Source organism: Streptacidiphilus alkalitolerans (assembly GCF_042511045.1).
Taxonomy (GTDB): Bacteria; Actinomycetota; Actinomycetes; order Streptomycetales; family Streptomycetaceae; genus Streptacidiphilus; species Streptacidiphilus alkalitolerans.
Map to the genome: position 1 here is coordinate 311,911 of NZ_JBHEZX010000002.1, position 21,293 is coordinate 333,203.

The following is a 21,293-nucleotide window of genomic DNA, read 5'->3' on the forward strand; positions in this document are numbered from 1 at the left end:
GGCCGGGTACGCATGCCGGTCACGCTTCGTCGACGACCTCGAGGGACGGCGCCCAGCGCGGGATCGCCTCGCGGCCGGAGGGCAGCCTCAGGCTACGGCTGGTGCTGTACTCCTGCAGGGTCTCCAGGGCGTGTTCCCGGCCGTAGCCGCTGGCGCCCACACCGCCGAAGGGGGTCCCGGTGAACGCCCGGTTGTAGTGGTTGACGAACACGATGCCGGCCCGCAGTTCCCGGCCGAACCGCAGCGCGCGCTCGGAGTCGCGGGTGAACACCCCGGCGACCAGGCCGAACTCGGTGCCGTTGGCGATGCGCAGCGCGTCGGCCTCGTCCTCGAACGGGATCAGGCACACCACCGGGCCGAAGATCTCCTCCTGGGCGATCCGCATGTCCGGGGTGACCCCGGTGAACAGGGTCGGCGGCACGTAGTAGCCGTCCGCCAGGTCCGGGTCGTCGGGCAGGGCCGCCTGCGCGGCGATCGTGGCGCCCTCGCGGACGCCGATGTCGAGGTAGTCCAGCACCCGCTGCTGCTGCGCCGGGCTGACCAGCGGGCCGACGTGGGTGGCCGCGTCGGAGCCGGCGCCGACCTTGAGCCGGCGGACGGCGGACGCCAGGCGCCGGGCGACCTCGTCGTGCAGGGAGGCGTGGACCAGGACCCGGGAGGAGGCGGTGCAGGCCTCGCCCTGGTTGAAGTAGCCGCCCTCGACCGCCCAGGGCAGCGCCGACTCCAGGTCCGCGTCCTCGAAGATCACCAGGGCGTTCTTGCCGCCGAGCTCGAGCAGCGTCGGCGTCAGGTTCTCGGCGGCGGTCCTGACCACGGCCTGGCCGGTGGTGGGCGCGCCGGTGAAGGAGATCTTGCCGACCAGCTTGTGCGCGGCCAGGCTGGCGCCGACCGGGCCGCCGCCGGGCACGATGTGCACCACGTCGTCCGGCAGCACCGACTGGACCAGCTCGGCGATCCGCAGCACCGACAGCGGCGCCTGCTCCGGCGGCTTCATGACCACGGCGTTGCCCGCCGCCAGGGCCGGGGCGAGCTTGCCCGCGGTGTGCAGCGGGGGCCAGTTGAACGGCACGATCGCGCCGACCACACCGAAGGGCTCACGCACCGTGACATCCAGCATGCTGCCCGCGTCACGGACCTGACCCGGCATCGACTCGCACATGCCGGCGAACATCTCGAAGATGGTGACGCAGCCCTCCAGGTCGAACTGCCGCGCCTGGGTGAACGGCTTGCCGTTGTCGCTGGACTCCAGCGCCGCGATCTCGTCGGCGTGCTCGCGGATCACCTGGGCGACCTTCCAGAGCCACTTGCCGCGCTCGCGCGGAGTGCGGGCCTTCCAGGCGAAGTGGGCCGCGTGGGCGGTGCGCACCGCCTGGTCCACCTGGTCGGCATCCGCGCCTGCGATCACCACCAGGGGCCGGCCGGTGGCCGGGTCGTCGACGGTGAACCGGTCCGCCTCGTTCTCGGAGGACCAGCGGGTGCGCAGGACCTGGACGGTTTCGACGGTCGTGGTCACAAGACTCTCCTGACTCTTCGATGCTGCTTGCTGGTTGCTGGGGTTGGTGCTCGGGCTCAGTCGCGGGTCGCGAGCCGTTCGCGCAGGACCGCGGCGATCCGCTCGGCCACCACGATGGCCGGGACGTTGGTGGCCACCCGGGGCATCGCCGGGAACACCGAGGCGTCCGCGACGGTCAGTCCCTGGACGCCGCGCACGGCGCCGTCGGTGTCGACCACCGCGCCCGGATCCTCGGCCCGGCCCATCCGCATGGTGGAACTGCCGTGGTTGTAGTGGGCCGGCGCCCGGCGGACGGCGTCCGCCAGTTCCGCGTCGCTGATGTCCGGGCCCGGCACCCGCTCGTCGACCAGCAGGTCGGCCAGCGGGCGGGTCCGGGCGATCCGGCGGGCCAGCCGTACGCCGTCGGCGACCCGTTCGGCGTCCTCGGCGGCGGTGTAGAGGCCGAGGTCGATCACCGGCGCGGCTCCCGGGTCGGCCGACGACAGCCGGACGCTGCCCCGCGAGCGGGGCTGGACGCAGGAGACGAAGAAGACCATGTCCCAGCCGGTGGGATGGTGCTCGGCCGGCGGTACGAACTGCTCGGGCAGGCTGCCGGTCGGCACCGCCGCCGACGGCAGGATCTGCACGTCGAAGTCGGGCTCGTTCGGCCCCGTGGCGACGCTGAGGACGCTGCCGAACACCTGCCGGGCCGCGCTCTGCGGCGGCTTGGCCGCATGGACGTTCCAGTAGGCGGGATGGTCGGTGAGGTTGCGCCCCACCCCCGGCAGATGGGACACCGTGCCGATGCCGAGCGCCGCCAGGTCGGCACGGTCGCCGATCCCCGAACGCAGGGCTATCGCGGGCGAGTTGTAGGCCCCGGCGCTGAGCACCACCTGCCGGGCGGTGATCTCCTCGCCGGTGGCCAGCCGCACGCCCCGGGCCCGGGTGCCGGAGAACAGCACCCGGTCCACCAGGGTCTCGCCGCGCACCTCCAGGTTGGGGCGGTGGCGCACCGGGTTGAGGTAGCCGATGGCCGTGCTCAGCCGGATGCCGTCGGCCGCGCTGAGCGGGGTCCGGGAGAATCCGGCCCGGCCGGGCCCGTTGAAGTCGGCCACCCCGGGGTGTCCCAGCCGCGCGCTCGCCTCGCCCGCGGCGAGGGCGTGCGGGCCCAGGTCCTCCGGGGCGGGCAGCGTCATCCGGTAGGGGCCGCCCAGGCCGTGGTACTTCTCCTCGCCGTACGGGTAGTGCTCCATCTCCTGGTAGAGCGGGAGCAGTTGCGGGTAGCCCCAGGCCGGGCCGGCCAGGTCGGCCCAGGCGTCGTGGTCGGCCGGCCGGGCCCGCATGGCGACGCAGACGTTGACCGAGGAGGATCCGCCGATGACCCGGCCTCGCGGGACCGGCACCTCGTTGCCGAAGGCGTCCGGGACCGAGCGGTAGCCCCAGTCGTAGGTGAACGGCGCGTAGGCCGCGTCCTTGATGTCCGGCGGGAGTTCGCCGGTGCTGGCGAAGTCGGGCCCCGCCTCCAGCAGCAGGACCGTGCGCCCGGGGTCCGCGCTCAGCCGGTTGGCCAGGACGCAGCCCGCGGAGCCGCCGCCGATCACGATCACGTCGTAGGTCATGGCGTGTCCCAGAGCAGTCGCAGCTCCTCGAATCCGCGCGCGATGACCAGCCGCTCGCGGGTGCGGGAGTCGGCCGGCCCCAGCCGAAGCCCGGGCAGCCGGTCGAACAGCATGGGGATGGCGACGCGGAGTTGGAGCCGCGCCAGGGAGGCGCCGAGGCAGGCGTGGATGCCCCGGCCAAAGGCCATCTGCTGGCGGCCGGGCCTGCTGCGCAGGGCGAACACGTCCGGGTCCTCGATCACGCACCCGTCCCGGTTGGCGGAGCCCCAGTGGACCATCACCCGGTCCCCGGGCACCAGCTGCCTGCCGCCGAGTTCCGTCTCCTCGGTGACGGTGCGGAACAGGCCCTGGACCGGGGACTCGAACCGCAGGATCTCCTCGACCATCGCCTCGACGGACGCCTCGCCGCTCCGCAGGGCGGCCAGCTGGTCGGGGTGCTCCAGCAGGCTGACCAGGCCGTTGCCGATGGCCCGGGTGACCGTGACATGCCCCGCGATGATCAGGTTCATCACGATGCGCATCAGTTCCACCGTGTCGAGGCGGTGCTCCTCCCCGTACCGGCCCAGGGAGGCGACCAGCGAGCCCTCGTCGGCCCGCTTGGTATTGGTCAGCATCGCCATCACGTAGTGCTGCATGGTGACGACGTCGCGGGCCCACTCCACCCGCTCGTCCTGCGGGCCGGTGCCGACGGACAGCTTGAGCCAGTTGGAGCTCCACTGCCGGAGCCGGGGCACGTCCTCGGCCGGGATGCCGAGGATCTGCGCCATGACCATCAGCGGCAGCGGCCAGGCGTAGCCCTCGATGACGTCGGTCGAGCCGGCCGCCGCGAACCGTGCGATCAGTTCCTCGGCGGTGGACCGGATGAAGGGCTCCAGCTCGGCCACCCGCCGGGGCGTGAAGACCTTGTTGACCGCCACCCGCAGCCGGGTGTGCTCCTCTCCGTCGCTCTCGGTCAGGTTCGGCGTCAGCGACCAGCCCTCGGCCATGACCTGCTTGACGTCGTCGGACTCGGGTCCGGTGGCCACCCGGACGGCGTTCTCGGAGGAGAACGTCCGGGCGTCGTGGACCACGCGCACCACGTCCTCGTGCCGGGTCACCACCCAGAGGTCCAGGTCCTGGTCGTGCAGCACCGGGCACTTGGCCCGCATCTGCGCGTAGCCCGGGTAGGGGTCGGCCAGTTGGCTCTCGGAGGTGGGGTCGAAGGTCGGGGTCGTGGTCGGGTCCGCTATCGGGTCCGTGGTCTGGGTCGCGGTCATCGGGGACGCTCCGGTGTGGTGTCGGAAGGGCCGGGGTTCACTCGGCGGCGGCCAGCGCGGGCACCGCGACGCCCAGTTGCCCGCGCTTGGTGGCCAGCTGCCAGGTGCTGCCGGTGTGGTCCGGGGCCGCCGGGTGGACCAGGGGCGCCTCCGGTTCGGACACAAAGGTGTCGTGGACGATCTGGGTCGCCTCGGCCAGGTCGCTCTGCCCGGTCAGGACGCTGAGCTTGTTGGAGGTGACATGGAGGTCGGTGCGCGCCGCGCCGACCGAGCGGAGGGCCTCGAGCAGGCGCAGCGGTGCGTAGGGCCGCCTGCCGATGCCCAGGCCGACGACCGAGAGCCGGGCCAGGTTCGAGGTCCAGTGCGCCTCGTCCAGGCGGATCCCGCGGTCGGTGTCGGCCAGCAGTTCCCGCATCTCCTGCACGCTCTCCTCGGGGAGGGTGAGCGCGATGTCGCCGGTGTCCTCGGTGCCGAGGTTGCCGTAGCGGCGCAGTTCCACCTCGGTCTCGCGCTCGACCAGTTCGCTGAGCAGGCGCAGCACGTGGTCCGAGGTGATCCGGCGCAGCACGCAGCGCACCAGGCCGGAGCGCCCGGCCACTCCGGCGATCGGGCAGATGTCGCCGGCGGGCGTCCAGGAGTCCTCGGACGAGGGCCCCCGGACGCGCCGGCTGTCGCCCACCCAGGTCTCCGGGCCGACGGCGGTGAGGTTGGAGCGCACCTTGAGGTCGACCCCGTGGGTCCGGGCGTAGTCCACGGAGTCCGAGGCGAGCACCTTGGCCCCGCTGACCGCGAGTTCGGCCATCTCCTCGTAGAGCAGGGCGCTGTGGCGCCGGGCGCCGACCACCTTGCGGGGGTCGGCCGTGTAGACGCCGGCGACGTCGGTGACGATCTCGCAGTGGTCCGCGCCGAGCGCGGCGGCCAGGGCGACGCCGGTGGTGTCGGAGCCGCCGCGGCCCAGGGTGGTGCGGGCCCCGGTGAGGACCGACTCCCCCTGGAAGCCCGCGACGACGGGGACCGTTCCCTTCCTCAGGTCCTCCCGCAGCCTGCGCGGGTCCACCTGCACGATGGTCGCCCGGCCGTGGCGGTGGTCGGTGCGGATACCCGCGTCGGCACCGCTGAACGACCGGCTGGCGACGCCCTGGTGGTTGAGCGCCAGCGCCACCAGCCCGGCGGACGCCGCCTCGCCCGTGCAGAGCACGGCGTCGAGTTCACGCGCGTCGGGGTTGCCGGTGACCGCGGACGCCAGCCGGAGCAGTTCGTCGGTGGCCCCGCCCATGGCGGACACGACCACCACGACCTCGTGTCCGTCCTCGCGCGCGGCCCTGATCTGCCGTGCTGCTTCGATGATCTTCTCCGGTGTGGCGACCGAGGTTCCGCCGTACTTCTGTACAATGAGCGCCATCTCACGCACTCTCTTCCTTCAGAATCCTTGGGACGTGGAGGGCCGTTGGTCGAGCCCAGCGCTGACCGGCCGATCCCCCCGGTCGACCACCTGACCGGTTCGGTCTACTGCTCGTGCAGGAACTCGCGGATCGCGTAGCCGACGTGCCGCTGGTCGGTCATGGTGTGGCCGAGGATGAGGTCGCCGGGGCGCAGCTCGGTGAAGTTGTTCACGCTGCCGCCCGGGCCCAGCGCCCGCACGTGCCAGTCGTCCTGGCCGACCATGTCCACCAGCTGGCCGCTGGCGGTACGGGCCTCGATGCGCAGCATCGGGCGGGACTCCATCTTGATCCGGCCCACCACCACAGTGCGCACGCTGCCGTCCGTGCTGACGGCCAGGATCTCGGAGCCGCAGTGGAGTTCGGACAGGTACTGGGTCCGGTTGCCGGGCGTCAGGGTGTAGGAGGACAGCGCGGCGGCGTTCACCCGGAACGGGCGGGTCGGCATGTAGGGCAGCGGGTGGGTCTCGCTGCTGACGAGCACCAGGCCGGTCGAGTACGAGCCGACCAGGATGCCCTCGTTGGGCCGCAGGTGCGAGCAGGTGTCGACGCAGACCCTGTCCCCGAGGCCCAGGTGGGTGAGCCCGACGATCTCCAGCTCCTCCAGCTCCAGCGAGGCGGCCTGGCCCTGGGTGACCTGCACCAGCTCGGTGGCCTCGCCGACCCGCTTGGGGGTGAGCAGCACCGCGTCCGAGCCGCGCTCCAGCACGCCGATGGTGACGGCCGCGTCCTCGATGCCGTCCACCACGGTGATGATCGAGCCCTTGGCCCGGTCGGCGGCGGCCAGCAGGATCTCCAGCGGGATCTTGCTGGGGTCCTGCCGGAACTCGACCAGGGTCAGCGGCGACTCGTTGGCTATCTTGCAGGCGAGTTCGAGGGTGGGCTCGTCCAGCACCTTGATCATGACGCCGGAGCGCAGGCCGGGGCGGATGCCCTCGAACTTCTCGGCGATGCTGTGCTCGGCGATCAGGATGTCCACCACGTCGACCAGTTGGTCGATCAGGGAGGTGGGCGTCTCACCGGTGATGACGGCGGCCTTCTGCAGGGTCGGGGGGACCTTGCCGGCCAGGTCGGGGTCGTCCAGGACGACGGTCTCGATGCCGATGTGGGTGCTTTCCTCGATGACGGCGGTCGCGAGGTCGGTGGCGAGGCCGCGGAGGTCGATCCATGCAGACTTCATGATCACACCTTTGGTGATGGGTGGTGCCCGGATGGGTTCGGTAGGGCTGCGGGTGACGGATCGTCACCGTGGTGCGGTGAGCGGCTGCCGGTCAGGCGGCCGTCTCGGCGAGGGCCTGGCCCGGAACGGCCAGGGGCTTGGCCGGCCTGAGTCCGGCGTGGACCCGGCGGGCCACCGAGCGGGCGAGTGAGCCCGGGTCCGGCGCCTGGAAGATGTTGCGTCCGACCGCGACGCCGGTCACCCCGGACTCCATCGTGCTGTCGATGAGGTCGAGGAACTTCCCGGTGTCGCCGATCACCCCGCCGCCGGCGGTGACCACCGGGATCGGGCTGGCCTCGACGACCTCACGCATCGTCAGGGGCGAACCGGTGAAGGGGAGTTTGACGATGTCGGCGCCCAGGTCCGCCGCGACGTTGGCCGCGTGCGCCAGCAGCGCGGGGTCGGTCGGATCGGTGATCCGGGGGCCGCGCGGGTAGACCATCGCCAGCAGCGGCAGTCCCCAGCGGGCACATCGGGCGGCGACCGTGCCCAGGTCGGTGAGCTGGGCGGCCTCGGTGCTCGATCCCAGGTTGATGTGCACGCTGACGCCGTCCGCGCCCAGCGCGACGGCCTCCTCCACGGCGCCGACGAGGATCTTCGCGTCCACGTCCGGCGCGTGCTGGGTGCTGCCGTTCAGGTGGACGATCAGCGCCAGCTTCCCGAGCGAGGCGGTGGGCAGGAAGCGGACCCGCCCCTTGTGGACGATGATCCCGTCCACCTCGTTGGCGGCCATCGCCTCGACGAGCCCGGCGAATCCGGCGGCGGAAGCCACCGGGCCGTCGGCCAGAGAATGGTCGAGCGGAACCAGGAACGTCGTCCCTGAAGCCGGATGGATAATGCGCTGGGCCCGGCGGTTCTTTCCGGTCCAGCCATATGCATCGGTCATTTTCTCAACACCCCGTCTCAGACCTGCGTAATGCGGAATATTTCCCGGTGTTTCCCTGTTCTGCGTTTCGTGCTCTGCCTTTACGACCAAACCAAGGAATTCACCGGCCTGTCAAGGCCCGTAATTTCCCCTCCTTTCGGGGTTTACCGCGCATTCCTTACGGGCGGGCGGTGCCGACCGGCGCTGCGACAACCTGGCCTCCAGGTCCTGCCAGGCCAGCACGCTCGACTTCGCCAGTTCGGCCACGAAGTCGATGCAGTGGTCGGGCAGGTCGAGGACCAGGCTGTCCTGCGTCTGCGGGTCCATGGCGGCCACCGCGAGGATGCTGAGCATCAGCCGGCCCGACTGGTTGAACCGCAGCGAGGGGTCCGTGCGGAGCGACCGCAGCAGCGCGTTCGACCTGTCCAGGGCCTTGGGCCCGGACACCGCGGGCCGGGCCCGCGGCACATCCGCACCGCGCACGGGCGCGGCCCGGCGCGGTCCGGGGACCACCGCGCCGGTCTCCTGGCGCAGCCGTTCGCGCACATCCCGGACCGTGCCCGCGGACACTCCGGCGACCGCGCTCACCGCCCGCAGGGACGAGGAGGGCTCCCGTAACAGCACCTCTCTGGCACGCTCGCGTCCGGCGGCGGCACTGACCGGGCGCACCCGGCCGTCCCTGCCGATCCTGGCCGGCCCGCCGGGCCGGCCGGCCGCCTCGCGCAGGGTGGCGACCGTCTTGGGCGACAGGCCGACGGCCGAGGCGATCTTCCGGTTCGACCAGTCCGCCTGCTCGCGCAGGATGCGGCCGGCCGCCGTCTTCCGGTCGGCCAGCGACAACGGCAACCCGTGCCGCACGTTCAGACGCACCGCCAGCACGAAGGCGCTCGCGTCGTCGCCGTCGAAGAGGCGGGCCCGGATCTCCTGTTCGCCCCGGAGCTGGGCCGCGCGGACCCGGTGCACACCGTCGACCACCCGGTTCGTGCCCCGCTGCACCACGATCGGCGGCAACTCGGCCTGCGACTGCGCCAGGACCCGGATGTGCTCGTCGCTCTCCCCTGCGGACCGGGGCGAATGTGATAGTTCGAGTTCCGCTATCGGGATCCACTCGACGTCCGTGCCGGCGTCGGGATCCTGGTACCGCGCTTCGAGGTCCACGCGCTCCGGTGGGAGCACTCGCGCGTCCTGCCAATGGGGCACTGTTTCGCTGTCTGCCACGATCGACCACTCCTCAGCCACACGTGTCGCCGACGGTCAGGGGCGTCGGAGCGCTGACCGCGCCTCCGATCGACCCACCAGAAGAATACCTTTGCCAAGGTATCTTTTTGCAACCCCCGCGCAGGCCCCCTGACCACACCCGTGCAACCGGGGATTTCCCCAGTTGCACGCCGGGAGCGCCGTCGAGCGGCGGCCGGGGGTCGGGCTGCGCCGGGCCAGGCAGATTGCACGGCCGGGCCCAGGGCCGGACGCCGGGCCGAAACCTGGCCGGGGCCGAGGCCGCCCGTGGGGCCGGGCACGGGCCCTCGTACCGGCGCACCCGACCCGCTGGCGCGGCCGACGCGGCCCCCTCGGCGGGCCCGACTCGCCTGGCCAGCCCGGCCGACCCCGCTGGGGGATTTCTTCAACAATTCGCGCACCAATCCGGGTGATCAAATCGCTGCGGATTGGCTCCTATTTATCCGCGCGTTAAGCTGGCCGCGCCCGGGCCGGCAAATCCGGTCCGGGCGCGTGTGCCACATACAGAAGAAGTCGCGGTCACCGAAAGGCGTGGTCATGGTCAGCCGAATGCAGCGCATAGCCAGGATATTCGAGGCCGAGCCGGAGCTCGCCGACCGCATGCCGGTGGCCGGCGTCTTCGAGGAGCCCGCCGCAGGCGCCCCGCGCCTGGCGGAGATCGTCCGGAGGACCCTCGCCGCCTACGCCGACCGGCCCGCCCTCGGCGAGCGCGCCAGGGAGTACGTCCGCACGGACGGACGCGCGGACGGACGCACGAACGGACCCGCCGACGCCCCCGCCGACGGCGACGTCACCGCCCGGCTGCTGCCCCGCTTCGACACCGTCTCGTACGGCGAGCTGTGGTCGCGGCTGAGCGCGGTCGCCGCCGACTGGTATCACCACCCGGAACACCCGCTGCGCGAAGGGGACTTCGTCGCGGTCCTGGGCTTCGCCGGCATCGACTACACCACCGTGGACCTGGCGTGCAGTCAGGTCGGGGCAGTCGCCGTGCCGCTGCACAACAACGCCTCGGTCGACCACATCCGCCACCTGGTGGCCGAGGCCGCCCCGCGGGTCTTCGCCACCAGCACGGACCGGCTGCCGACCGTGCTGGAAGCGCTGGCCGGGCAGACCTCCGTGCGCCGGCTGCTCGTCTTCGACCACCGTGCCGAGCTGGCCGAGCACCGCGACAACCTGACCACCGCGGCCAAACTCCTGGCCGGGGCCGGTTCGCCGATCTCGCTGGAGCTGCTGTCCGACGTCCTCGCCCGCGCGGACTCGCTGCCGCCGGTGCCCGCGCTGCCGCCTCAGGACAGCAGCACCGAAGGCGCGTTGTCCGCGCTGATCTACACCTCCGGCAGCACCGGCACGCCCAAGGGCGTGATGTTCCCCGAGCCGACGGTCTCGCTGATGTGGCGTCCGCCGGCGGGACCCGAGAACCAGTACCCGATGATCACGGCCAACTTCCTTCCGCAGAGCCACCTGGTCGCCAGGAGGCTGGTGATCAAGACGCTGGCCATGGGCGGCACCGCGCACTTCGTGGCGCACAGCGACCTCTCCACCCTGCTGGAGGACCTGGCCCTGATCCGGCCCACCGACATCGCCATGGTGCCGCGGGTCTGCGAGCTGCTCTTCGAGAGCTACCACACCCGGTTGAACCAGCGCGCGGCGCAGGGCGAACTCACCGAAGAGGACCGCGCCGAGGTGATCGCGCAGCTGCGCGACGTGCTCGGCGGCCGTATCGTGCACGCCCCCTGCGGGTCCGCCCCGCTGGCGCCGGAACTGTCCGAGTTCCTGCGCTACGACCTGGACGTGCCGCTGCTGGACAGCTACGGCACCACCGAGACCGGCCTGGTCATGCTGGACCACCGGGTGGTGGCACCCCCGGTGCTGGAGTACAAGCTGGTGGACGTACCCGAGCTCGGCTACTCCACCGCCGACTCCCCCTACCCGCGCGGAGAGCTGCTGGTCAGGACCAAGCTGATCACTCCCGGCTACTACCGGCGCCCCGAGGCCACCGCCGAAGCCTTCGACCGGGACGGCTTCTACCGCACCGGCGACATCATGGCCGAGACCGGGCCCGGCCAGCTGGCCTACGTCGACCGCCGCAAGAACGTACTGAAGCTCTCCCAGGGCGAGTTCGTGGCGCTGGCCAAGCTCGAGGCGGTCTACGTCGCCAGCCCGCTGGTGCGGCAGGTCTACCTGTACGGCAACAGCTCCCGCGCCTATCTGCTCGCCGTGGTGGTGCCGACCCCCGAGGCCATCGCCGGGGCCCGGGACCAGAGGGCACTGAAGGCGGCGGTCGTCCAGTCACTGCAGCAGGTGGCCGCGCAGGCCGGCCTCGCGCCCTACGAGATCCCGCGCGACCTGCTCATCGAGACCGAGCCCTTCAGCCAGGACAACGGCCTGCTCACCGACTCCACCAAGCAGTTGCACCCGCGGCTGAAGGAGCGCTACGAGGGACGGCTCGAACAGCGCTACGCCGACCTCGCCGCGGAGCAGGCCAGGGAGCTGCGCGCGGTGTGGCAGGACGGCGACCGCCCGGTGGCGCAGCGGCTGGCCCGCGCCGCCCAGGCGCTGCTCGGGGTCCGCGACACCGAGCCGGCCCCGGAGCAGCGCTTCACCGAACTGGGCGGGGACTCGCTGTCGGCGCTGTCGTTCTCCCAACTGCTGCGGGAGGTCTTCGGCGTGGAGATCCCGGTCGGCACGCTGCTCGGCCCGGCCAACAGCCTGGGCGAGATCGCCGACCGGATCGAGCAGTTGCGCGGACCCGCCGCGCAGCGGACCGGCTTCGCCGCCGTGCACGGCGAGGGCGCCACCTCGGTGCGCGCCCGGGACCTCACCCTGGACAGGTTCATCGACCGGGAGACGCTCGCCGCGAGCACCGCGCTCCCCCGGCCGGCCGGCGAGCCCCGCACCGTGCTGCTCACCGGAGCCAACGGCTATCTCGGCCGGCTGCTGTGCCTGGAGTGGCTGGAACGCCTGGCCCCGGTGGGCGGCACGCTGATCTGCCTGGTGCGCGGCGCCGACGACACCGCCGCCCGCCACCGCCTGGACCGGGCGCTGGACAGCGGGGACACCGAACTGGCGGGCCGCTTCGCCGAGTTGACGGCGGACGGCACGCTGCAGGTGCTGGCCGGCGACATCGGCGCGGCCAACCTGGGCCTGAGCGAGCCGGACTGGCAGCGGCTGGCCGCCACGGTGGACCTGATCGTGCACCCGGCGGCGCTGGTCAACCACGTCCTGCCCTACCAGCAGCTGTTCGAGCCCAATGTGGCCGGCACCGCCGAGGTGGTCCGCCTGGCCCTGACCACCCGGCTGAAGTCCGTCGCCTACCTCTCCACGGTGGCCCTGGCCGCCCACGGGATGCCCGCGGTGGACGAGGACACCGACATCAGGACGGCCAGCCCGGAGCGGCCGATCGACCAGAGCCACGCGGGCGGCTACGCCACCAGCAAGTGGGCCGGCGAGGTGCTGCTGCGCGAGGCCCACGACCTGTGCGCACTGCCGGTGACCGTGTTCCGGTCCAGCATGATCCTGGCGCACAGCCGCTACACCGGGCAGCTCAACGTTCCTGACACCTTCACCCGGCTGCTGCTGAGCCTGATCAGCACCGGCCTCGCCCCCGGCTCGTTCTACCGCGACGGAGCAGCAGGTGCTCGCCCGCGGGCGCACTACGACGGGCTGCCCGGGGACTTCGTCGCCGCCGCGGTGGCCGCGTTGGGCGCCGGCGCCCCGGGACACCGCACCTTCAACCTGGTTAACCCGCACGACGACGGCATCTCGCTGGACACCGTGGTCGACTGGCTGGCCGACAGCGGCCTCACCGTCCGCCGGATCCAGGACCACGGCGAGTGGCACACGCAGTTCGAGGCCGCACTGCGCGCGCTGCCGGAGCGTCAGCGGCAGCACTCCCTGCTGCCGCTGATCCACGCCTGGCGGGAGCCGGCCACCCCCCGCACCACGTCGGCCGTCCCCGCCCAGCGGTTCCGCGCGGCGGTGCGCGCCGCCGCGATCGGCGCCCACCGGGACATCCCGCAGCTGTCCGAGCCGCTGATCGAGAAGTACGTGGCAGACCTGCGACACCTGGGCCTGGTCAAGTAGGCCCGCCGCCCTGGGCCTACTATGGTGTACGTACCATCAGAACATACCTTTTTGAAGGTATTTTATGGGCGGAGGAAGCACGTGACTCAAGAGCGTGCAGTGCGCACCCGGGAGCAGGTGCTCAACGCGGCGGCCGAGGAGTTCGCCGTGAACGGCTACACGGGCACCACCCTGCTCGACGTGGTCAAACGCACCGGCATGACCAAGGGCGCGCTGTACGGGCACTTCTCCTCCAAGGAGGAGTTGGCCGCGGCGCTGATCGAGGAGGCCGGGGGCGAGCTGGCCAACTACGCGGCGCGGGCCGACGAGCCGCACACGGCGGCGGCCCTGAGCCTGCGTCAGACTGTACTCGGCCTCGCCCGGCACCTGCGCCTGGACACCCGGGCCAGGTCCGCGCTGCGGCTCGCCGTGGAAGCGCCCCACCTGGACCGGCACGAACCCGGGCTGGTGGAGCGGATCTGCCTGCCGCTGACCCGTGCCGTGGCGCAGACGCAGGCCGGCGAGGAGGGCGACGGCCGGCACCACCCGGAGGCCGTGGTCCGGCTGCTGATGGCGGTCTTCTTCGGAGTCCCGCACCCGGTGCCGCGCAATGACGCCGACGCCGCGCGGCAGTTCGACGACCTGTGGGCGACCCTGTCCAGGCCGCCGCAGAACGGTCCTGCCGCCGGCCCCGACGCACCCTGAGGCACCCTGAGGCACAGCGCGGGCTACCGGGGTCGGCCGGCTACGGCCGGTCGGCGCCGTCCTCGCGGTCGCCCCAGGCCGCGTACGCGCAGGCCGCCGCGTCCAGCCGCAGGGCGCCGTGCGCCGCCACGGTGTGCACGTCCCGCCAGGCCCGCTGGACCTCGCTGGTGTCGTCCCTGGCGTGCGCGCCGCCCATCCTGAACAGCCGCTCGACGGCCTCCACCAGCACCTCGGCGGCCACCGCGGCGTCGCGCCGGTTGACCGCCTCCACCCCCGGCGCGGTCGGCTCGGCGTCGGCGCCGACCGCGGCCCGGGCCAGCAACAGGGCCACCGCGTCGATCTCGGCGGCCGAGCGCGCCAGCGCCCGCTGGAGGGTGGTGTCGCCGAGGGCCGCCGGCCGCCCGGCGGACGCGGTCCTGGCCCAGCGGTTCCAGGACCGCAGCGCCAGCCGGGCCGCGCCGAGCGCCGGCGCGCAGAACATCAGGCCCCCCGCCAGCTGCGCGGACGCCTGCCGCGCCGACGAGGCCCCCGGTTCGACCACCGCGCCGAGCACCTCGCCCAGCGCACAGGAGCGCCGGTCGGGGACGAACACCGCGCACACCTCGACCCGGTTGCTGCCGGTGCCGCGCAGACCGGTGCTGCGCCAGGTGTCGTGCACGACCACGTCGGAGCGCGGCAGCGCCAGCACCCGGGCCGGGGCGTCCGGCACCGGGGCCGCGAGCAGCACCCAGTCACAGAAGTCCACGCCGCTGACACAGTCCCACCGGCCGTCCAGCAGCCAACCGCCCGGCACCGGGCGGGCCTCCCCGGAGGGAGGCACCAGGGCCGCGGCGATCAGGGTGTCGGGGCCCCCGCCCCACAACTCCCGCTGCGCCTCCTCGGGCAGCCTGGCGGCGTACCGGCCGTGCGCGGCCCAGAGCATGCCGCACCAGGCCGCCGACGGACACTGCCCGCCGACCAGCGCCGTGGCGGCGACCAGTTCCGCGAAGCCGCCTTCCCGGCCGCCCCACCGGCGGGGCACGAAGTGCCGGGCGAAACCCGCCTCCCGGAGCGCGGCGACGACCTCGGGGGCCAGCCGCCGGTCCCGGTCCGCCGCGACGGCGCCACGTCCGGCGGCACGGGCGGCCTGCAGCACGTCCTCCTCGGCCAGCGGGCCGCCCGATCGCTCCGCAGGGGGAGGGCCGGACCGCTGCCCCTCCTGCAATCCAGCACTGACCGGCATCATTCAGCTCCTACTCAAGCCGGGCGGGACGGTACCGCCGAGAGCCGGCCGGCCGCGCTGCCCGCGAGGGCGACCTCCTCGGGCCAGGCGGACACGTTCCTGGGCTGCCACTCCATCGCGATCTCGGCCACGACCTCCTCCCGCTGAACCGCCGTCACCAGCAGTCGGGTGAGGTCAGAGGCGGTCGCCGGCGGATGCAACTCGGTGCCGAGCCGCACCGGTTCGTCGAGGTTCGCGAAGGCCGGGCAGTCCATCCGGACCGAACGCAGCACCGCTCCCGCGGGGTTGTCACCGCGGCGGTGGACCAGGTGGTGGCCCAGCTGGCGAGCGCCTTCCAGGGTGACCATCAACGGGATGTGGTCCCCGGGGTGGTCGAAGAGCACGGCGTGGTGCGGATCGACCAGCAGCCGCCACTCCCCCGTCTCCGTGCGGCCGAGCACACTGTCCTTGGCCCGCAGCCGGCCGACCTCGGCGGCCGGCAGCCGGGCCGCGGCGCCGCCGCCGATGTGGGCGTCCTCGGCGACGCCCTGCTCCCCGTTCCCCCGCCAGCGCAGCCGCCGGTACAGGCTCTCGTCGACGGCGTACACCCGCAGCCCGGCCCGGGCGCACTCGCGTCCGGCCACCGAGACCACGGCCTCCACCTGGATGCCGAACCGCCGGGGCGGCTTGTTCGCCACCCACGACCAGCGGACGTCCAGGGTGACCTGCGACGGGGCCCCGCCGACCACCAGCGCCTCGTGGCCCACGATCTCGAAGTGGGTGTCGCTGCCGACGAAGCGATACCCCGCCGGGATCCCGTAGAACTCGTGCGCCAGGTAGACCAGCGACTGGCGCACGGTCTCGGTCAGGAGCAGCGGATCGGAGAGGCCCTGGGCGTCGGGGGCGTACAGCGCGTGGTCCCGGGGCCACTGGGCCCCCACCACGAACCGGTCCTGGCCCACCTGCAGGGCGTCGGTGATGAAGACCTCCGCGACGGCGGCCCGATGGACCAGCTGCCGGGAGACGGGCTGAAGAAACTTCAAAGAGGCAGCCACCTCTGCTGTGCCTTGGTGTTCGCCTGCGACCCTGGCCGGAAGTGTACGTAACTGGCCCATGGTCTCTTCCCTCCACTAGAATCGGGAATGCCGTGGCGGTGCGACACGAAAATATACCTTCGCAGAGGTATCTAGCAAGGCTCAGGACACGCACCAGAGACTGCCGAACGCGTACGGAAGAGGGAACCATGAGCAACCGGAACAGCGATCTCCGGACAGCCGCCGCAGCCAAGGCCGCCCCGCGCGAACTCAAGCAGGAACGGGCCGGCCAGACCCGCAGGCAGTTGCTCGACGCCGCCGCCAGGGCCTTCGCCGAGAAGGGGTTCCCCGCCGTCACGCTGCAGGACATCGCGGACCGCGCGGAGGTGACCAAGGGCGCCGTCTACTTCCACTTCATGAACAAGGAAGCGGTGGCCGTCGCCGTCACCGAGGAGTTCTACACCCAACTGCCGGCCATCGCCGACTCCGTCCTGGCCAGGCAGCTGCCGCCGCTCGACGCCGTCGCCGAGTTCCTGCTGCAGACCGCCGCCTTCCTGCGGGACAACCCGGTGGGGCAGGCCGGCGCCCGGCTGCAGATCGAACGCAATCTGGTCGGTGCCGAGCTGCCGACGCCCTTCAGCGGGTTCACCCACTCCATCACCGACCTGCTGACGCAGGCTCAGGAGGACGACAGCTGGAAGTCCAGCGCCAACCCCGCCGTCATCGCCCGGGTCCTCGTCGCCGCGTTCTTCGGCAGCCAGCACATCTCCTGGATCGAGCACAACCGCACCGACCTCACCGACCGGGTCCGGGAGATCCTCGACACCGTGCTCCCCCACGACGCCCAGCGGTGAAGTTCGTTCTGGTGCCGGGTGGTTGGCAGGGCGGATGGGCGTTCGACGCGGTGGCCGCCGAGCTGCGCCGCGAGGGTCACCGCGTCGAGGCGGTGACCCTGGCAGGGCTGGAGGAGGACGGCCCGGCCGATGTCGGGAACCCGCCGAACCTCGACGCCCACATCAACCAGGTCGCCGGGATCGTCGAACGCGGCATCGACCGCGGCGGCGCACCGCTCGCGCTGTGCGGGCACAGCTACGGCGGGATGGTGATCGCCGGTGTCGCGGACCGGCTCGGCGACCGGCTCGACCAGCTCGTCTTCATCGACGCCTACGTCCCGGCCGACGGGGACTCGTGCTGGTCCCTGACCAGTGACAGGTTCCGCGAGTCGTTCATACTCGGCGCCGGCGCGGACGGCCGGTGGGTCGCGGTTCCCAGCGGGCTCGACCCCCGCTCGCGACCGCACCCGCTGCCGAGCTTCGTCCAGTCGATCAGGCTGGGAGGCACCTCCGGCAGCGCGCACGGCCGCACCTTCATCAGCGGGGGCGCCTGGCCCGGCAGCCCGTTCACCGCCCTGGCCGAGCGGCTGCGCCACGACCCGGACTGGCGCTTCCACGACATTCCGGTGGGCCACAACATCGCCCGCCGCGACCCGCGCGGCCTCGCGGCCGTCCTCGACGCGCTTCCCCCGGCCGCTCGGGCGCGGTAGCCAGCCGTACGACATCTTCGACCGGGACGACGCCGACGGTCCTCAGGAGACCTGCGAGAGCTTCGCGTGGTGCAGCCCGCCCACCAGAGTGCCGGTGCTGTCGTCGGAGCTGACGTAGAACTCGACCGTGTGCCGGTCGAAGTCGACGACCTGGCTGACGGTCACCCCGCCGGGCTCGATCCAGGAGATGAAGAACTGCTTCGAACCGGTCCGCACGGCATCGGCGGGGGCGGTGAAGGTTCTGCCCACGTTCGAGCCGACGACGGTGAGGCCGGTCACGGACCTGCCGTCCGCCGAGAAGGTGTTGCGGTAGACCGAGCCGTCGTCCACGGTGAGCAGGTAGGCGTGGCCGGCGAACAGCGGGACGCGGGGGGCGTGGCTCCGGGTGGCGGCACTCGGGCGGACGTCCGCGGCCGAGGCCTGACCGGCGATCAGGGTGCCGGTGCCGGCGAGGGAGAGTGCGGCAGCGGCGGCGAGGGCGGTGAATCGGCGCTTCATGCGCTTCCTTCCAGAGGGACGGGGGGGCGCGGGTCCGCGCACCGGAGTGCTTCCACCCCGGCCCGGCGCCCATGCCGTCCGAAACGTCAGGAAATGCAAACCGCGCGCTATTCCTGTGGTATTTCGTCAAGAGATGTCAAGGTCGGAGAACTGCCGCCGCCGCTGCTCGGGGCCGCTGCTAGCTTGGCCGGCATGGATGTCTTCTCACTGCCGCGGCTCGGGCTCCTGGTCCCGCCGGAAAACCCGATCGCGGAGCCGGAGTTCAACTGTCTCATCGGTTCCGAGATCAATGTCTACACTACCCGTTTCCCGGTCACTCCCGAATTCTCGAGAGAAACCATGGAAATGTACAACGTGGTGCTGCCCGATATTCTCGCCACGTTCGGAGCGCTGCGCCTCGACGCGGCCGTCGTCGCCTGCAACGCCTCGCACTACATCCTCGACCCCGACGGCGACCGTGCCTTTCTCGACCGGCTGTCGGAGCGCTTCGGCTTCCCGGTGCAGTCCTCGACGCAGGCGATCGTCGCCCTCTGCGAGGCGCTGGAGGTGCGGCGGCTGATCCTGGTCTCCCCCTACGCGCCCTGGCTCACCGAGGCGTCCCGCGGCTACTGGGAGAAGGCGGGGCTGACGGTCGACCAGATCGTGCTGGCGCCCGGCACGGTGGACGGGGCCGAGGTGGACGACCTGTTCAACCCCTATCTGGTGACCACGGCCACGCTGCTCGACCGGGTGGGGCAGGTCCGCGTCCCGGAGGACGGGGCGCTGCTGTTCACCGGCACCGGCATGGGCACCCTGCCGGCCATGGCGGAACTGGCCCGCGCCGGCAGCCGGCGGATCCTGCTGACCTCCAACCTCGCCTCGGCCTGGTGGGTCCGGCGCACCGTGAAGTCCGACTCGGCCCCGACCCACCCGCTGGTCCGCCGGGTGCAGCAGCAGGTCGCCGACCTGCGCCGCTGACCCTCCCCCGCCACGTACTGCCAAGGAGAGACGAACCATGTCCGTCCCCAGCGAAGCCCACACCTCCGACTCCCTGGTGGCGGTGGTCAGCGGCGGCTCGTCCGGTATCGGGGCAGCCGCCGCCGCCTCGCTCGCCGCCCGGGGGATCCGGGTCGCCGCCCTGGACCTGAAGCCCGAGGACGCCGCTCCCGGCGTCCTCGGCATCGGCTGCGACGTCGCCGACGACGCCTCGGTGCGTTCCGCCGTGGCCGAGGTGGTCGAACGCTTCGGCCGCATCGACATCCTGGTCAACAACGCCGGTATCGCCGCCCAGGGCACGGTCGCCGACAACGACGACGCCGAGTGGGAGCGGGTGCTGAACGTCAATGTGGTCGGCATGGTCCGGCTGGCCCGGGCCGCGCTGCCCTACCTGCGGAAGTCCCCGGCCGCGGCGATCGTCAACACCACGTCGGTCTTCGCCCGGGCCGGGCTGCCGAAGCGGGTCCTGTACTCGGCCTCCAAGGGGGCCGTCTACGCGCTCACCCTGGCCATGGCGGCCGACCACGTCCAGGAGGGCATCCGGGTCAACGCGGTCGCGCCGGGCGCCGTCGCCACCCCCTGGATCGAGCGGATGCTGGCGCAGGCCCCCGACCCGGAGGCGGCCCGGACCGCGCTGAACGAGCGCCACCCCTCCGGCCGTCTGGCCCGGCCCGAGGAGGTGGGCGAGGCCATCGCCTTCCTCGCCACCTCGGCCTCCTCGGCCAGCACCGGGACCATCCTCGCCGTCGACGGCGGCGTGCACGGTCTGCGCATGCGGTAGCCCTCCGTGCCGCGCGGCCCGACTTGACCCTCACACTAGTGAAAAGGTTTCAGCATTCCCTCATGACCAGTACCGAGCCGACTGTCGGCACCGCACCAGCATCCTCGCCCGAGAACACTACTGACACCCCGTCATCCGCGGCTCCGAAACTGCCGCTGGCGGCGCTGCTCGCCCTGTCCGTCGCCGTCTTCATCACCAGTCTCACCGAGACGCTGCCGGCCGGACTGCTCCCCGCCATGAGTTCCGGTCTGCACACCAGCGAGTCCGTCGCCGGTCAGACCGTGACCGTCTACGCGCTGGGGACGGTGCTCACCACTATTCCGCTGTCCGCGGCCACGGCCGGCTGGCACCGCAAGCGACTGCTGCTGACGGCCATGACCGGCTTCGCCCTCGCCAATACCGTCACCGCGGTCTCCTCCAACTACCCGCTCACCCTGGTCGCCAGGTTCGTCGCCGGGATCGCGGCCGGGCTGGCCTGGGCCCTGCTGGTGGGCTACGCCCGGCGGATGGTCGCCCCCGCGCAGGAGGGCCGTGCCATCGCCATCGCCATGGCCGGCATCCCGGTCGCCCTGGCCCTGGGGGTGCCGGCCGGCACCTTCCTGGGCCAGGAGGTCTCCTGGCGCGCCGCGTTCCTGGCGATGTCCGCCCTCACCGCCGTGCTGCTGGTCTGGATCACCGCGGTGGTGCCGGACTTCCCGGGCCAGCAGGCCGCGGGCCGGATCCCGGTACGGGCCACCCTGCGGGTGCCGGGAGTGCTGCCGGTGCTCACGGTCACCCTGGTCTTCGTGCTGGCCCACACCGTCCTCTACGCCTACATCGCGGCTTATCTGCACCACCTCGGTCTGGGCAGCAGGACCGACGCGGCGCTGCTGGTCTTCGGCGTCGCCTGCCTGGTCAGCATCTGGGTGGTCGGCGCGCTGATCGAGGCCCATCTGCGCGCGCTCACGGTCAGCGGAGCCCTGCTGGTCGGGGTCGCCGTGGCGGTCCTCGGCGCCTTCTCCGGCGTGCACGCCCTGGTCTTCGTGGCCGCCGCGCTCTGGGGGCTGGGCTGGGGCGGTGTGCCCACCCTGCTGCAGACCGCCGCCGGCCGGACCGCGGGCGAGGCGGCCGACGCGGCCCAGGCGATCCTGGTGGTGCTCTGGAACGTCGCCATGGCCGGCGGCGGGGTGATCGGCGGCATCCTGCTGCAGGCCGGCGGGTTCTCCTCGCTGCCCTGGACCGTGCTCGCGCTGATGGTGCCGGTGCTGGCGGTCGTGCTCGCCGCCCGCGCCCACGGCTTTCCGTCCCCCGCCGGTGCGGCGGGCCCGAGCTGACCCCCCGACAGAACACTGAGCGGTGGGGGCCGGGGGTCCCGCCCCCCCGCCCCCC

The 21,293-nt window shown here is 72.4% G+C and carries 17 protein-coding genes; 7 read left to right on the forward strand and 10 right to left on the reverse strand.

Annotation, left to right across the window (positions count from 1 at the left end; all coding sequences use genetic code 11):
- Positions 1–19: 19 nt before the first annotated feature.
- From ACEZDG_RS05145 to ACEZDG_RS05175, 7 genes are all read right to left on the reverse strand, one after another.
- Positions 20–1,513 carry an aldehyde dehydrogenase family protein gene (locus tag ACEZDG_RS05145; protein WP_380502927.1) on the reverse strand — a complete coding sequence of 498 codons (1,494 nt, stop codon included), beginning with the start codon at positions 1,511–1,513 and terminating at the stop codon, positions 20–22.
- A gap of 56 nt (positions 1,514–1,569) precedes the next feature.
- Positions 1,570–3,111, reverse strand: coding sequence for a GMC family oxidoreductase (locus ACEZDG_RS05150; protein WP_380502930.1), 1,542 nt, complete (start codon positions 3,109–3,111; stop codon positions 1,570–1,572).
- Complete coding sequence (locus ACEZDG_RS05155; protein WP_380502933.1) at positions 3,108–4,367, reverse strand: cytochrome P450; 1,260 nt, start codon at positions 4,365–4,367, stop codon at positions 3,108–3,110. The genes ACEZDG_RS05150 and ACEZDG_RS05155 overlap by 4 nt, the downstream gene beginning before the upstream one ends.
- A 37-nt stretch (positions 4,368–4,404) precedes the next feature.
- Complete coding sequence (locus tag ACEZDG_RS05160; RefSeq protein ID WP_380502936.1) at positions 4,405–5,769, reverse strand: aspartate kinase; 1,365 nt, start codon at positions 5,767–5,769, stop codon at positions 4,405–4,407.
- Between the two features lie 104 nt (positions 5,770–5,873).
- The gene (locus ACEZDG_RS05165; RefSeq protein WP_380502940.1) at positions 5,874–6,986 is read right to left on the reverse strand and encodes a 3-dehydroquinate synthase II family protein; all 1,113 of its coding nucleotides are present in this window, start codon (positions 6,984–6,986) and stop codon (positions 5,874–5,876) included.
- Positions 6,987–7,077: 91 nt separating this feature from the next.
- Complete coding sequence (locus tag ACEZDG_RS05170; RefSeq protein ID WP_380502943.1) at positions 7,078–7,911, reverse strand: 2-amino-3,7-dideoxy-D-threo-hept-6-ulosonate synthase; 834 nt, start codon at positions 7,909–7,911, stop codon at positions 7,078–7,080.
- Positions 7,912–8,022: 111 nt separating this feature from the next.
- Positions 8,023–9,048 carry a ParB/RepB/Spo0J family partition protein gene (locus ACEZDG_RS05175; RefSeq protein ID WP_380502945.1) on the reverse strand — a complete coding sequence of 342 codons (1,026 nt, stop codon included), beginning with the start codon at positions 9,046–9,048 and terminating at the stop codon, positions 8,023–8,025.
- A gap of 615 nt (positions 9,049–9,663) precedes the next feature.
- Here ACEZDG_RS05175 and car point away from each other — a divergent pair.
- Together car and ACEZDG_RS05185 are read left to right on the forward strand one after the other, a co-directional pair.
- The gene (gene car, locus ACEZDG_RS05180; protein WP_380502947.1) at positions 9,664–13,209 is read left to right on the forward strand and encodes a carboxylic acid reductase; all 3,546 of its coding nucleotides are present in this window, start codon (positions 9,664–9,666) and stop codon (positions 13,207–13,209) included.
- 81 nt (positions 13,210–13,290) lie between these two features.
- Positions 13,291–13,893: a TetR family transcriptional regulator gene (locus tag ACEZDG_RS05185; RefSeq protein ID WP_380502949.1), complete on the forward strand. Its 603-nt coding sequence runs from the start codon at positions 13,291–13,293 to the stop codon at positions 13,891–13,893.
- A 40-nt stretch (positions 13,894–13,933) separates the two neighbouring features.
- Here the strand turns inward: ACEZDG_RS05185 and ACEZDG_RS05190 are convergent, their stop codons facing one another.
- Together ACEZDG_RS05190 and ACEZDG_RS05195 are read right to left on the reverse strand one after the other, a co-directional pair.
- The gene (locus ACEZDG_RS05190; protein ID WP_380502952.1) at positions 13,934–15,115 is read right to left on the reverse strand and encodes an acyl-CoA dehydrogenase family protein; all 1,182 of its coding nucleotides are present in this window, start codon (positions 15,113–15,115) and stop codon (positions 13,934–13,936) included.
- A 14-nt stretch (positions 15,116–15,129) separates the two neighbouring features.
- On the reverse strand, positions 15,130–16,137 hold the full coding sequence (locus ACEZDG_RS05195; protein ID WP_380502955.1) for a ScbA/BarX family gamma-butyrolactone biosynthesis protein: 1,008 nt from the start codon (positions 16,135–16,137) through the stop codon (positions 15,130–15,132).
- A gap of 200 nt (positions 16,138–16,337) precedes the next feature.
- On the opposite strand from ACEZDG_RS05195, the gene ACEZDG_RS05200 reads away from it, so the two are divergent.
- Both ACEZDG_RS05200 and ACEZDG_RS05205 read left to right on the forward strand, forming a co-directional pair.
- Entirely contained in the window at positions 16,338–16,982 is a 645-nt protein-coding gene (locus ACEZDG_RS05200; RefSeq protein WP_380502958.1) for a ScbR family autoregulator-binding transcription factor, read from the forward strand.
- Positions 16,979–17,671, forward strand: a complete 693-nt coding sequence (locus tag ACEZDG_RS05205; RefSeq protein WP_380502961.1) for an alpha/beta fold hydrolase — start codon at positions 16,979–16,981, stop codon at positions 17,669–17,671. The genes ACEZDG_RS05200 and ACEZDG_RS05205 overlap by 4 nt, the downstream gene beginning before the upstream one ends.
- 42 nt (positions 17,672–17,713) lie before the next feature.
- Here ACEZDG_RS05205 and ACEZDG_RS05210 read toward each other — a convergent pair whose 3' ends face one another.
- A complete protein-coding gene (locus ACEZDG_RS05210; protein ID WP_380502964.1) occupies positions 17,714–18,169 on the reverse strand; it encodes a MoaF-related domain-containing protein in 456 nt (151 codons plus the stop codon).
- Between the two features lie 339 nt (positions 18,170–18,508).
- Between ACEZDG_RS05210 and ACEZDG_RS05215 the strand changes: the two genes are divergently transcribed.
- From ACEZDG_RS05215 to ACEZDG_RS05225, 3 genes are all read left to right on the forward strand, one after another.
- Positions 18,509–19,126 (forward strand): aspartate racemase/maleate isomerase family protein, encoded by a 618-nt coding sequence (locus tag ACEZDG_RS05215; protein WP_380502967.1) that lies wholly within the window; start codon positions 18,509–18,511, stop codon positions 19,124–19,126.
- Between the two features lie 37 nt (positions 19,127–19,163).
- Positions 19,164–19,925, forward strand: a complete 762-nt coding sequence (locus tag ACEZDG_RS05220; protein WP_380502970.1) for an SDR family NAD(P)-dependent oxidoreductase — start codon at positions 19,164–19,166, stop codon at positions 19,923–19,925.
- A gap of 62 nt (positions 19,926–19,987) precedes the next feature.
- Complete coding sequence (locus tag ACEZDG_RS05225) at positions 19,988–21,238, forward strand: MFS transporter (RefSeq protein ID WP_380502973.1); 1,251 nt, start codon at positions 19,988–19,990, stop codon at positions 21,236–21,238.
- The last annotated feature ends 55 nt before the right edge of the window (positions 21,239–21,293 follow it).

Excerpts from the sequence above, each read along its gene's own strand:
- ACEZDG_RS05150 (WP_380502930.1), bottom strand. The coding sequence starts at position 3,111 with ATGACCTACGACGTGATCGTGATCGGCGGCGGCTCCGCGGGCTGCGTC.
- ACEZDG_RS05155 (WP_380502933.1), bottom strand. The coding sequence starts at position 4,367 with ATGACCGCGACCCAGACCACGGACCCGATAGCGGACCCGACCACGACC.
- ACEZDG_RS05160 (WP_380502936.1), bottom strand. The coding sequence starts at position 5,769 with ATGGCGCTCATTGTACAGAAGTACGGCGGAACCTCGGTCGCCACACCG.
- ACEZDG_RS05165 (WP_380502940.1), bottom strand. The coding sequence starts at position 6,986 with ATGAAGTCTGCATGGATCGACCTCCGCGGCCTCGCCACCGACCTCGCG.
- ACEZDG_RS05170 (WP_380502943.1), bottom strand. The coding sequence starts at position 7,911 with ATGACCGATGCATATGGCTGGACCGGAAAGAACCGCCGGGCCCAGCGC.
- car (WP_380502947.1), top strand. The coding sequence starts at position 9,664 with ATGGTCAGCCGAATGCAGCGCATAGCCAGGATATTCGAGGCCGAGCCG.
- ACEZDG_RS05190 (WP_380502952.1), bottom strand. The coding sequence starts at position 15,115 with ATGCCGGTCAGTGCTGGATTGCAGGAGGGGCAGCGGTCCGGCCCTCCC.
- ACEZDG_RS05200 (WP_380502958.1), top strand. The coding sequence starts at position 16,338 with ATGAGCAACCGGAACAGCGATCTCCGGACAGCCGCCGCAGCCAAGGCC.
- ACEZDG_RS05210 (WP_380502964.1), bottom strand. The coding sequence starts at position 18,169 with ATGAAGCGCCGATTCACCGCCCTCGCCGCCGCTGCCGCACTCTCCCTC.
- ACEZDG_RS05215 (WP_380502967.1), top strand. The coding sequence starts at position 18,509 with ATGGAAATGTACAACGTGGTGCTGCCCGATATTCTCGCCACGTTCGGA.
- ACEZDG_RS05220 (WP_380502970.1), top strand. The coding sequence starts at position 19,164 with ATGTCCGTCCCCAGCGAAGCCCACACCTCCGACTCCCTGGTGGCGGTG.
- ACEZDG_RS05225 (WP_380502973.1), top strand. The coding sequence starts at position 19,988 with ATGACCAGTACCGAGCCGACTGTCGGCACCGCACCAGCATCCTCGCCC.